This window comes from Knoellia koreensis (genome assembly GCF_013041615.1).
GTDB lineage: Bacteria > Actinomycetota > Actinomycetes > Actinomycetales > Dermatophilaceae > Pedococcus > Pedococcus koreensis.
Map to the genome: position 1 here is coordinate 1 of NZ_JABEPQ010000001.1, position 12292 is coordinate 12292.

Consider the following 12292-nt stretch of genomic DNA (forward strand, 5'->3'; position numbering starts at 1 on the left):
CAACGCCCGGCGTGCCCGACTTGCCACCCGCCGAGAACACCGCCAGGATCACCCATGAGCACCGCCTCCTGGCTGGGTATTTCAACCGCCAACTGGTGCATTTACTCAGACGCACCTCGCTCACGTAGAGTTGGCGCCATGATCCAACACCTCCGTAATGCGTTGGCGCAACTTCCTCCCCTACGCATAGCGTCCGCTTCGTTCATTGATCCTTCTTTGAGCCTTATTGGTCCTGGATGGGCATTCAATTCAGTTTCTGCTTGGCGGTTGTGCGAGAACGGCGTACTTCTCTTTGGCTGGAGTGAGAAGAATGTAGAAGAGCACATCGGTCGTCTAGTCGGTAATTCTATTGTCTCTGTGGAGGCTCAGTCCCGGTTCTTGGCTGGAGATCCTGCTTTCGAACTTTCTGACGGATCATGGTTGGAAGTGTTCTCTGACTACCCGATAGATCCTTGGACTCTTCGGCTGCCGGGTATGACTTTCGTCGGCTCACCCTCTGACGCGACCCAAGTGGACAGTCCGTCTGTGGGTAGTCAAGATGGCGATTGAATAGTTTGGAGGGGTATATGCCCGCCGGCGTTGTAGTCGCTTTGAAGGGTCACCAGCTGATGAACATTCCCGTTGAGAGGAACGGTCTTGTGCACACGGTTGACGAGACCAAGACGGTTGCAGAGCAGCGCAAACTTCCCGGGACTCAGCAACCCTCCTGAGTATGTCGCCGACGCAATCCGCGCCAAGAGGGATCACAGGCGGTTGACGTGTCCGGTTTGGTACGGATCCGTCGGGAAGGACCAGACCGCGGTGGACTTCACGCAGGATGCGATGGACTTCTTCGCCCAAAACCGATCGCTCGGTCAGTCGGTGATCCCTCGCGACGGCACCGCAGGCATCAAGATTTCGACCAAGCAGCCCGGCCCAGGCGGCGGCACGCAGCAGGTAGGGGGCTACTGGCCCAACGACGGCGATTTTCGAACGCTGTCGGACCTACTTCGCCGCGCTCTCAGCGCTTCACGAGGCTTTGAGATCGTGAGGCGCTCGGCGTGCCTGATCTTCGCGGCGGTGGTCGCATGGTTGATCATCGCCGTGCCCGTGGATGCGGCCAAGGGCGAAGCGCCGATCCCGATCCACGCGTATACCGGGACCGATCATTCGGCAACCGCGACGCTCGCCACCACCGAGCGCGGGCCACCCGCGACGCACGGCTGGAGGACCGCCTGCGACGTCGTCGACCGCTGCTCGCACGGCTCTTCAGCGCGCCCGAACAGACCTGAGTCCGGCGCTCCTGGAGTTGAGCCGGGTGTGGGGTCGGTGGGTGAGGCGTTCCACGCGATCGTGACCGATCTGGTTGGTGCGCCGTCGAGGTTGGTCGGGCCGGATAGGTCGACGGTGTGGTCGCGGTCGGCGTTGTTGTGGGGTGAGCCGGGTCGGGTTGGTGACCTGATGCCGTTGCGGTTCCCGGGGCAGTTTGCCGATGCCGAGACGGGGTTGGTGTACAACGTTTTCCGGTACTACGACCCGGTGAATGCCAGGTTCATCAGCTCGGACCCGTTGGGGCAGGTGCCTGGTCCGAACACGTACGCGTACGTGAGCAACCCGACCACCCTGACCGACCCCCTCGGCCTCTCACCCTGCGGCGACGCAGCAACAACAGCAGGGAAGCAAATCGACGCCGTGTGCGGAGGCCTTAGCAATTACAAGCATGGCGGTCAGATGACCGCCATCGAGCACATCAATTATGGCCATGCTTCGACTTCTGGATTCACGGGGGTTAGCAGGTTCGCTGAAGAAACGAGAGTGAGACAGATTGCTGGCTACGTGGACAACGCGCTGCGGTATGGCACGGTCACACCGAACGGAACGAATGGTTCCAAGGTTATCCACGACACTGGGTCGGTAATTGGCACTGACCCGACCGGCCGCGCAGTGACAGGGATCCAGATCTATGTCAGGAAGAGTGAAATTCAGACCGCCTTCCTTCTGGATGTACCGTGATGACGGAGTCATACTTCATTCACATCCTGAAGCATGAAATGACGGACTATGAGCGCGCCGAAATCCTCCAGGCGGCACGCCGGCGTCCCTCCGGTCGCCACTACCTGACGTTCAACGTGTTCAACGTTCTCATGGACTTCGACTCATCTACGGCGACGGTCGAGGACGAACTGGATGTAGATTCCGCCGAATCCTTGCCCCTGGACGAGTTCCTGAGTGCGGTCGCTGCATGGGGCGATTCGCACTGAGTATTCCCACGCGTGACTGGGCCGCTTGCTGTGGCCCGTTATGACGGCTGGCTGCGTGGCCGATCACCGTGGAGTGCGCGCGCCGCTTTGGCCAGCCAACCGATCCCGATGTGCGCGTCGTACAGCCTGCAAGAGTCTGCGCGAACGGCTGCCGTGATGGAGTGTTGACCCGGAGTCCGAGCGTCCGACTTGGTAGGGACAAATGTTTGTCCAAGATTGGGTGATCCCAGCCAAGTTACCGACGTCTTCTTGATCAAGGGGTCGCGTTCCGTGAGTGTCGTTCCCTACAACCCCAATTGGACATCATGAGGCTCCCAACACCAGATGACCCAGCACAGGCTCCGGTCTGGGAGAACTACATGATTGCTCAGGCTGTGCAAGCCTCCCGGGGCCAGATTCCCGAGCACGCTCTTGCGTTCGGGGTACAGGTTCATGGCGTTGATGTGGAGCTTCGGTTCCAGCTCAGCAAGGTCACTGATGAAAATGAACTGGACATGAGGGACATCGTCAGTGAGCTAGAGGGCCTCGTCGGTGAGGGAGTGTCGATTCGATCGGGATATGAATTGCGAGATCGTCGAGAGATCGCTCCAACGGATGGAGTCTCGTGGATCTTCCTTGCTCGCGCATAGATGCGTTGAAGTGCGCGAAGGGGGTCTCGCAGAGGACGGACGTGGCATGAGACCCTCGACGGTGCGGGAAACGTGCGCGTCGCGAGACCCGGCGACATTCACGCGCGAAGAGGCGGCCTCGGAGGCGGGGCAGTGGGTGCGTGACGATTCGCCGGACGTTGACGACCCGTCGATTTGGGATGGCCTGACGAAACTTGCCGCGGCCGACCTCAAGGTCAGTCCTCGTGAGTATCTTCATTGTGAGGCTGATTTCCATTCGTGGTTGGACTCACTCGAAGGAGGGGAGGCGGGATGCGACTCGGGCCGAGCCGAGTAGGACCTTTGCTCCGCTCGTTGCTGCGTGCATTGCTCGTCCTGATGCTCGTCGGCTTGGGATTGGGCTGGTCCGGAGCAAGCGCCGGGCCTGCCCTGACGGCCACTTCCGACCCGCGAACCCCGACCTGCAACCCGGCCGCGCGCGATACGCAGGCGCCCTTGGCGCCGACGCCACACCTCAACCAACAGTGTGTTCCGACCCGTCGGGGAGGTGCGGCGGTCGCTGAGGCGAGTTCACGGCATACCGGTGCTGGCACGGCTGGGGGTGAGCCGGGTGTGGGGGCGGTGGATGAGGCGTTCCACGCGATCGTGACCGATCTGGTTGGTGCGCCGTGGAGGTTGGTCGGGCCGGATGGGTCGACGGTGTGGTCGCGGTCGGCGTTGTTGTGGGGTGAGCCGGGTCGGGTTGGTGACCTGATGCCGTTGCGGTTCCCGGGGCAGTTTGCCGATGCCGAGACGGGGTTGGTGTACAACGTTTTCCGGTATTACGACCCGGTGAATGCCAGGTTCATCAGCTCGGACCCGTTGGGGCAGGTGCCTGGTCCGAACACGTACGCGTACGTGAGCAACCCGACCACCCTGACCGACCCCCTCGGCCTCTCACCCTGCGGCGACGCCGCAAAGTTCGAAGACGGGGCATTCCGGCTGATCGGTGCGAACCGGGCGACGATCGACCCGAGGAAGCTCACCGAATACGCCTTGAACCCCAATCACCCGGTTGGAGGAAACAAGGCGCGCGTGTTCGAGTCCCCCCTAGGTTTTAATCGCTCGAACGCGGACGACCTGATGGCCCAACAGCGCCAAGGAGTCATGGAGAACATGCCGATCCCCGGCAAGGTCGACAAATGGGGAACGAGGTTCACGGTTGACATCCCGGTCACCGGCCCCGGTGGGTCTGGCATTGTCCGGACGGGTTGGATTTACACGCCGGGATCAACCACTCCAAGCCTGAACACCCTGACGGTGCGATGACCGAGAACATCGGGCAGTTCGACACAGTCAGGGTCCCGGCGGGGATCCCAGAGAGCGATGTGCAGGAAGGCGCAATGGCGACGGTTCTGGATGTCTACACGGACCCACATCTGGCGTACGAGATCGAGGTGGTCGATGTCGAGGGCCGGACCCTCTACGAAGGAGTCGTCGATCCGTCATGGGTCGAACTGGTCGAGTCCTACGATCAAGGTGATCGCTGATGGGAGAGGCGAAGAACCTACTTGGGCTCCAACGGAGGTCCAGCCAGCCCGTTCACTGGCAAGCCGGTGCAGCCTCCCTCGGGCCTGACAAAGCAGGAACGCCTTGACTTCTTCCGAAGCTGCACACATATTGAGTTCGGACCATGAGCGCGCAGTTCGGAGAGTTGCCACGGCGTGTAGTGGGCATTGAGGTCCAAGATCCAATCGTGACCCTATTCGGGGAGGACTGGTCTTTGACGCTGGCTTGCCCATGGTTTGGAGTGGTGAATGGGCGCCGGCTCACATGGGAGGACGAGGGGATCCAAGATTCTCTATGGGACCTCGTCGGAGCGGACCTGGTCATGGTGGAGAATCGCAAGTCGGTGACGACTTTTAGTTTCACAAACGGGGAGTTGGTCGCCGCGCCTGACTCCGATTTGGATCCGTGGGTGCTGACTCTGCCCTCGGGAATGACAGTGGGCCGCCTCCCATGAGGGGTGGGGAAACCCTGTTGCTCCGCTCACGCGTTCGTAGGCGTCGGGTGCGCGGACTCTGCGAGCATGTGGGCCGTGAGGCACAACATGACGGCAGCGGGATTCTTCCGTGAGCTGCCACACGGCCTGCAAACAGGTGACTCACTTCGTGACGCAGCGCATGATCCCCTGGGACCTGACGAGCGAGCGGCGGTTGCTGCGTACCTACGTGGCTGTCACGTGATCGCCGCTCCGTCCGTCCGTGCCGACGACGCACTGAACCTGTCACACACCGCGGTGTCGCCAATCAGCGTTCACACCGACGGTGAGGCAGTGTGGCCCGAGGACTTGGCTTACTACGTTGAAACTTATGGGGTTCGCCCACCCGCGGCCCTGTTGAACCGGGCGATGCACGGAAGTCCTCCCAGTGTTCCTCGGGAACGCTTGGACGAGATCATCGCCTGGATGCGGCATGGAATGCCAGGCGACAGCGAAGGCTGATGCCTGGTCGTGAGACTGGTTCACCGGGGCGCCGAACACGCTCGACTTCGTCGTCGTTTTCATCGCGCGCCGGCCGATGCACGATCGCAGTGAGAGGAAGAGCCTTGTGCAAACCCTAGACGAAACTAAGACAGTCGCAGAGCAGTTGATCGCGGACTACCCGGGAACGATTCTCAACCCCGCGGGACCTGCGGCGGTGACCGACCGGTATGTCGTCTGGGTGTATAACACCCCGGAGTACTGGGAGTCTGGTGACCCCTTCCGCGGCCTCGTGGGTAATGCGCCGATTGCTGTGAATCGCGAGTCGGGCGACGTCCTTCGCCTACCTACCTTTCAGAGCATCGAGTCCAACCTCAGCGACCTCGAAGCGGGGAATGCCTCTTGGTTGCCCACCGCTTCTCGTGAGTGATTCTCGTTTGGGGTCAGATTGCTTGCGTACGGGTTAAAGATGGCATGGGTGCTTCATCATGACGGCATTTGGATGGAAGCGACCGTGATGGATTTCGACCAAGACGGAGCTCTCGCGCGCCAGGCGCGTCGTTAGGTTCATGAGGGCGATGTGGACCCGTTTGCTGCGGTTCGCTATTCTTGCGCTCGACCGCCGATGACCGTGGGGGAAGGAAGCAGTCAGGGATGCGATCTCTTCGTGTCGGGATGACCGCTGCCGTTGCTGTGTCGACGGCAGTTTTGATGAGTGCTTGCGGGGGTGGGGAGCCGGCGGCGTCGGGCCCCACATCGACCACGACGTCGAGCACGACGACTCCGTCGTCGACGACGCGCAGTACGACGACAACGACGACCACGACGACGAAGGCGCCGCCTCCGCTGTCCAAGTTCGAGGGACAGGCTCCGGTGAAGGCGCTGAGAGCGTGGAGCGCGGCTTACGCGAAATCGATCAACGCTCGCGATTACAAGTTTGCTGCCGCTAAGCCGTATCTCACGAGCAGCGGAGTTGCTCTGATGGGTGCCATCTCCCCGTCGGACCGTGGGCTGTACTTTCCGGGTCCGCTGCCGTTCACGCCAACAAAGGTGACGGTCTCAGGGAAGACCGCGGTAGTCCTCACGTGTGCCTGGTCGACAGGCTTCGCCCAGAATCGCAAGACAAAGCTGCCAGCCCAGCCCAGAAGGGTCGACTCCGTTCAGTTCACGCTCAAGCAGTCCAATGGCTGGAAGCTCGACAGCGCTGGATCCACGAAGGCCTCGTGCAGTTCCGTCTCCGTCAAAGGGGTCGGTTGGTGAACCGTCACAAAGTCGCAGTGGCCACAACCCTGGTCGTTGCCGCGCTCCTGTTCGGGGCTGGTCCCGCGACGGCGACGGACTGGAAGCCCATAGACCCCACGCCCACCGAGCCGAGTTCGTCCACGGCCGGCAATGGGAATGGGAAGGCTGGCGGTGGTGGGTCTGGCGCCGGAGGTCAGTTGCCGTCGAGTGACTCTTCGGGTGAGTCGTCCTCGGGTGGGGCGAAGGCAGCTCAGGTGCGGAACTGTTCGGTGGTGTCGTCGCCGAGCTACCTGGGTGTCTCGTGCGGCTCGGCCAGTGGTGGGGGTCTGACGGTCAAGGAGATCTTGGGCAAGGACCCGGTTCCGGAGTGTTGGAACGAGAGGCTGACGGCGTCGGAGCTGGATGCGATGGGTTTGGCGAACACTTCTGGTCAGCCGGGTGGCGCCACCTGGTACTGGGAGCGGTGCCTGAAGGGCATCGACCCCAAGACCTACAAGATCGGCCCCGACGGCATCTCGTTCACGATCGGCCTGGTGTCGATCAAGGACGGCGACCCGGTCAAGACGTTGACCGAGCGGCAGCGGAAGCTGGTCGAGTTCAAGGGTGCGGACCAGCAGATTCCGCCGCCGATCGCGGGTGTTTCCCCGGCGGCGCATCCGCGTGTGGGGGGTTGGGTGTCGTTCTTCGATGGCTCGCCGGCGGAGGTCACGGCTTCGGGTGGCGGTGCGGTTGTCTTGCGGGCTCGGGTGACGAGCTTGGAGGTCGCGCCGTTGGGTGAGGACGACCCGGCGCGGGTCTCGTGTTCGGGCACTGGCGTCAAGGCGGTCAAGGGGGACAATCCGACGACCAAGCCGGACGGGTGCTGGTTCAAGTACACCGAGTCCTCGGCCGCGCAGCCGGACCAGAAGTATCCGGTGAAGATGACCGCGAACTGGGCGGTCGAGGTGTCGGCCAGCGGCCCGAACGGGCCGTTCACGCCGTTCAACACGTTCAGCAAGTCCCAGATCACCACGGTCCCCGTGACCGAGATCCAGTCCATCGTCGTGGACTGAGGGCGAGGCTCTGGCGGCGAAATATGGGGACTTCTACCCATAGCCACGCGCCGGGCCGGCTCGTTAGGTTCATGAGGGCGATGTGACCCGTTTGCTGCGGTTCGCTAGTGTTGCGCTCGACCGCCGATGACCGTGGGGGAAGGAAGCAGTCAGGGATGCGATCTCTTCGTGTCAGGATGACCGCTGCCGTTGCTGTGTCGACGGCAGTTTTGATGAGTGCGTGCGGGGGTGGGGAGCCTGCGGCGTCGGGCCCGACCTCGAGCACGACCTCGACCACCACCACGAGCACACCGTCGTCCACGACAACCAGCAGCACCTCAACGACCACGACCATGGCGCCTCCGCCGTTGTCCAAGTTCGAGGGACAGGCTCCGGTCAAGGGCCTGCGCGCTTGGGCGGCCGCGTACGCGAAGGCGATCAACTCCAACGACAAGACGTACAAGTCAGCAGCAAGCACGCTGACCCGCAACGGACTGACGGTGATGCCGCAAGTTGACGGCAGCGATGTCGGGTTCTACTACCCCGGCCCCGTCCCCCTTACGCCCACGAAGGTGGCGACTTCTGGGAATCGATCGATTGTGTCGACGTGCACATGGACGAAGGGCTTCGTCCAGAACAGGAAGACCAAGCTGCCGGCCCAGAAGAGATTGATCGAGGGTGTTTCCTACACGATGGTTCGGGATGGTGCTTCGTGGAAAGTGGACACGCTGAACTCCAGCAAGAGCGCGTGCGCGTCCGTCAGCGTCAAGGGCGTGGGCTGGTGAGGATGAAGCGCTGGGCGGCGGCAGGCGCTGTGGGCCTCATCAGTCTGGTCGTTGTGTGTCCGCAGGCCAACGCGCTGGACCCTTTGCCCGGTACGACCACACCAGTCACTGGTGCCGGTGACGGCGATGGGAATGGGAAGGCTGGCGGTGGTGGGTCTGGCGCCGGAGGTCAGTTGCCATCGAGTGACTCTTCGGGTGAGTCGTCGTCAGGTGGGGCGAAGGCAGCTCAGGTGCGGAACTGCTCGGTGGTGTCGTCACCGAGCTACCTGGGTGTGTCGTGCGGCTCGGCCAGCGGTGGCGGGTTGACGGTCAAGGAGATCTTGGGCAAGGACCCGGTTCCGGAGTGTTGGAACGAGAGGCTGACGGCGTCGGAGCTGGATGCGATGGGTTTGGCGAACACTTCTGGTCAGCCGGGTGGGGCTTCGTGGTACTGGGAGCGGTGCCTGAAGGGCATCGACCCCAAGACCTACAAGATCGGCCCCGACGGCATCTCGTTCACGATCGGCCTGGTGTCGATCAAGGATGGTGACCCGCTCACGACGTTGACCGAGCGGCAGCGGAAGCTGGTCGAGTTCAAGGGTGCGGACCAGCAGATTCCGCCGCCGATCGCGGGTGTTTCCCCGGCGGCGCATCCGCGTGTGGGGGGTTGGGTGTCGTTCTTCGACGGTTCGCCGGCGGAGGTCACGGCTTCGGGTGGCGGTGCGGTTGTCTTGCGGGCTCGGGTGACGAGCTTGGAGGTCGCGCCGTTGGGTGAGGACGACCCGGCTCGGGTCTCGTGTTCGGGCACTGGCGTCAAGGCGGTCAAGGGGGACAATCCGACGACCAAGCCGGATGGGTGCTGGTTCAAGTACACCGAGTCCTCGGCCGCGCAGCCGGACCAGAAGTATCCGGTGAAGATGACCGCGAACTGGGCGGTCGAGGTGTCGGCCAGCGGCCCGAACGGGCCGTTCACGCCGTTCAACACGTTCAGCAAGTCCCAGATCACCACGGTCCCAGTGACCGAGATCCAGTCCATCGTCGTCAACTGAGGGGGAGCCGACCATGGCACCGACGAAGACGCCTACGAAGCCGGCCCAGCAGGGCACCGGTTACCAACCACGCACCGCGAAGGACAACCTGCCGCGCACCGACGCCGGCGCGCGCCGCAACGTGCCCATGGGTCTGCTGGCCGTGCTCGGCACGCTCGTCCTGCTCATCGGCGTTCCGGTGGCCCTCGTCATGCTCGTCGGCAACCCACTGCCGACCAGCCTGCCCAGCCGCGACTGGCTCACGGCAGACGTCACGTCCGGCCTCGTGATCAAGGTCCTCGCCGTGCTCGTGTGGGTCGTCTGGGCCCACTTCGTGATCTGCTTCCTCACCGAGTGGCGGGCGGTGCGAGCGGGGCGTATGCCGTCCCACGTAGGCTTCGGTGGCGGGTCGCAGCTCCTCGCGCGTCGCCTCGTGGCCGGCCTTCTCCTGCTCGGTGGCACGGCCACCCTCGGTCAAGGTCTCGCGTCAGCCACCGAGCCGGCCCCGGCTCCCGTGGCGGTCACCGCCCAGCAGGTCGATGCGCAGTCAGGGCAGCAGGGTGGGCAGGTCCAGGTGCCGCTCATCACGCCGCAGCAGCAGGCTCGCGTCGACGCCGAGAACGCGGCAGCCGCGGGCACTCAAGCACCCCAGGCGACCAAGCACTACGAGGTGAGCCCGCCCCAAGGTCGTCACCACGACACCCTGTGGGACATCGCCGACCGCACCCTCGGCGACCCGTTCCGCTACAAGGAGATCTTCGAGCTCAACAAGGGCAAGCTCCAGGCCGATGGCCGACGGCTCACCGATGCCGACCTCATCCGCCCGGGCTGGCAGCTCGTGCTGCCTGCCGACGCCAAGGGTGCCGGCGTCACGAGTCGTCCAGTCTCGACCACCCCGCCTGCCACCCCGGGTGCAGCCTTCACGGGTGCCAAGGGAACCGCCCAGACGGGCGCAGCCGCTGGGGCGGACTCCGTCTTCCACGCGGCCGGCGCGACTGCCACCACCAGCACCACGGCGTCGACCGACGCCGGCAGTGAGGGTGGCGCCGACCTCGGTCAGCTCCTGCTCGGGGGTGGCCTGATCCTCGCCGGCATCGCACGGGCGCTCACCGCCCAGCGGGGACCGTTCGGCGAGCCCGACGAGGATGCCGCCGAGCTCGAGTCGGCAGCCAATACTCGCCGTGCCGAGTTCCTCGACACCGCGCTGCGGGCTCTGGCCCAGCAGCGGACTGCGGCCGACCAGCCGATGCCAGAGGTGCTGTTCGCCTACGCCAACGACACCCAGGTGGTGCTCCACCTCAGCGGCTCGACCGTCGCGCCCGAGCGCCCGTGGACGGCCTCGCCCGACGGCCAGTCGTGGACCCTCCAGGCCGCCGACCTCGTCGCCCCGAACGGGCACGTCTCCGCCCCGTACCCGTCGCTGGTCAACGTCGCCGAGTCGCACGGCTTCGACGTGTTGGTCGACCTCGAGCTGGCTCCCGGCCTGGTCGCCGTCGGTGGCAATGTCAACACCGCCCGCGAGACGGTCATGTCGATGGCCGTCGACCTGTCGACCCACGCCTGGTCCGACGACGTGACGGTCGTCATGGTCGGCTTCGGCGACCGCCTCGGCAGCCTCGTGGGGGCGCGCATCAAGGCCGTCGACACCGTGGACGAAGCACTGGCCGACCTGGGCGCAACAACCGGCCGGGCATCCGTCGTGAACGACCTCGGCCTCGGTGGCGTCCTCGCCGGACGCCAGCGAGGGCGCGCGGCTGACCTCAACCCGGTGGTGCTGTTCCTCAGCGGGGCACCGACCACCGAGCAGGCGCAGCGCATCGCGCAGCTGACCAGCAGCGGACGCACCGCCGTCTCCGTCGTGTCGGTCGGGGACACCCCCAGCGCCCGCTGGCGCTTCGTCGTTGACGAGGGTGGCCACTTCGACGCCGCCGTTCTCGGCGTGTCCGGCACCGCCCGCCGCCTCGGCGAAGGCGCCAACCACCGGATCGAGGCACTGCTCGCCGCCGCGACCCGTCACCGTGACGAAGGAGTGCGCGCCCTCGAGTCCACTTCGCCCGCCGAGTTCGGCGCAGCGGTGGTCTCCGCGCAGCCCGGCGCCGCGGCGTCCTCCGGGACCACCACGGATCTCGGCAGCGCCCCCGTCGTTGTGCGGCTCCTCGGCGACGTCGAGGTGGGCGCACCCGGACGCGTCAACGAGGCCCGTCGCGCCCTGCTCACCGAGGCCGTCGTCATGGCCGCCCTGCACCCTGAGGGCCTCCACGAGGCGGTCCTGCGCTCCGGCCTCTGGCCGCGCGGCGTCGAGGACGACGTCATGGACGCGCGCCTCGCCGACGCCCAGGAGTGGCTCGGCAACGACGCGAGCGGGCGGGCCCGGCTGAGTTTCGGTGACGACGGGCGCTGGCACCTGTCGCCGGACGTGGCCGTCGACTACCGAGCACTGGCGCAGGCCGCACAGGCGAGCGGCCCGGCCGAGCTCGACACCCTCCTGGCAGCCCTGCGACTCGGGAGGGGAGAGGCCTTCGGCGGCGCCGGCACGGCATACCGGTGGCTCACCTTTGCCCGTGAGGCGCGCCAGGCGCGCCTGCTGGCCACCTCCGTCGCGCGCCGCGCCAGCGAGCTCGCCGCCGCGGGCGGCGACCAGGCGCGCGCCCTCGAGGCACTTCGCCTCGGCACCACCCTCGTCCCCACCGCCGAAGTGCTCTGGCGCGAGCGGCTGCGCCTCGTCGCAGCGCACGAGCCGAGCCGGCTGGCGGACGAAGTGGCACAGATGTACTCCGTGCTCGGCGAGCACGGGGTCAAGCACGAACCCGCCACGGACGCGCTCGTCACCGAGCTCGCCCCGGGGCTGGAGCGTGCGACCGGGTCCTGAGCCCGCGTGAAATCCCGGAGGTCAGGAAGGCCTGTGGGGGTCCGGAATC

At 65.0% G+C, this 12292-nt stretch carries 9 protein-coding genes; all 9 read left to right on the forward strand.

Annotated elements, in window-relative coordinates; translation table 11 throughout:
* Positions 1-801: 801 nt before the first annotated feature.
* The 9 genes from HJG52_RS21155 to HJG52_RS00040 all read left to right on the forward strand — a co-directional run bounded on the left by HJG52_RS21155 (position 802) and on the right by HJG52_RS00040 (position 12243).
* Positions 802-1992, forward strand: coding sequence for an RHS repeat-associated core domain-containing protein (locus HJG52_RS21155; RefSeq protein ID WP_346767485.1), 1191 nt, complete (start codon positions 802-804; stop codon positions 1990-1992).
* Positions 1992-2240 carry a hypothetical protein gene (locus HJG52_RS00010; protein ID WP_171241550.1) on the forward strand — a complete coding sequence of 83 codons (249 nt, stop codon included), beginning with the start codon at positions 1992-1994 and terminating at the stop codon, positions 2238-2240. The genes HJG52_RS21155 and HJG52_RS00010 overlap by 1 nt, the downstream gene beginning before the upstream one ends.
* A 594-nt stretch (positions 2241-2834) precedes the next feature.
* Positions 2835-3185 carry a hypothetical protein gene (locus HJG52_RS21955; RefSeq protein ID WP_488153909.1) on the forward strand — a complete coding sequence of 117 codons (351 nt, stop codon included), beginning with the start codon at positions 2835-2837 and terminating at the stop codon, positions 3183-3185.
* 284 nt (positions 3186-3469) lie between these two features.
* Entirely contained in the window at positions 3470-4156 is a 687-nt protein-coding gene (locus HJG52_RS21160) for an RHS repeat-associated core domain-containing protein (protein WP_346767486.1), read from the forward strand.
* Complete coding sequence (locus HJG52_RS00020; RefSeq protein WP_171241552.1) at positions 4153-4377, forward strand: DUF4926 domain-containing protein; 225 nt, start codon at positions 4153-4155, stop codon at positions 4375-4377. Before HJG52_RS21160 ends, HJG52_RS00020 begins: the two co-directional genes overlap by 4 nt.
* Before the next feature lie 2446 nt (positions 4378-6823).
* Positions 6824-7603, forward strand: a complete 780-nt coding sequence (locus tag HJG52_RS00025; protein WP_171241553.1) for a hypothetical protein — start codon at positions 6824-6826, stop codon at positions 7601-7603.
* Between the two features lie 332 nt (positions 7604-7935).
* The gene (locus HJG52_RS00030) at positions 7936-8367 is read left to right on the forward strand and encodes a hypothetical protein (RefSeq protein WP_171241554.1); all 432 of its coding nucleotides are present in this window, start codon (positions 7936-7938) and stop codon (positions 8365-8367) included.
* A 230-nt stretch (positions 8368-8597) separates the two neighbouring features.
* Complete coding sequence (locus HJG52_RS00035; RefSeq protein ID WP_171241555.1) at positions 8598-9395, forward strand: hypothetical protein; 798 nt, start codon at positions 8598-8600, stop codon at positions 9393-9395.
* A 13-nt stretch (positions 9396-9408) separates the two neighbouring features.
* Complete coding sequence (locus HJG52_RS00040) at positions 9409-12243, forward strand: LysM peptidoglycan-binding domain-containing protein (RefSeq protein ID WP_171241556.1); 2835 nt, start codon at positions 9409-9411, stop codon at positions 12241-12243.
* The last annotated feature ends 49 nt before the right edge of the window (positions 12244-12292 follow it).

What these genes read in the sequence shown, in the direction of transcription:
- HJG52_RS00010 (WP_171241550.1), top strand. Translation starts at nt 1,992, where the DNA reads ATGACGGAGTCATACTTCATTCACATCCTGAAGCATGAAATGACGGAC.
- HJG52_RS00040 (WP_171241556.1), top strand. Translation starts at nt 9,409, where the DNA reads ATGGCACCGACGAAGACGCCTACGAAGCCGGCCCAGCAGGGCACCGGT.
- HJG52_RS00030 (WP_171241554.1), top strand. Translation starts at nt 7,936, where the DNA reads ATGGCGCCTCCGCCGTTGTCCAAGTTCGAGGGACAGGCTCCGGTCAAG.
- HJG52_RS21955 (WP_488153909.1), top strand. Translation starts at nt 2,835, where the DNA reads ATGGAGTCTCGTGGATCTTCCTTGCTCGCGCATAGATGCGTTGAAGTG.
- HJG52_RS00020 (WP_171241552.1), top strand. Translation starts at nt 4,153, where the DNA reads ATGACCGAGAACATCGGGCAGTTCGACACAGTCAGGGTCCCGGCGGGG.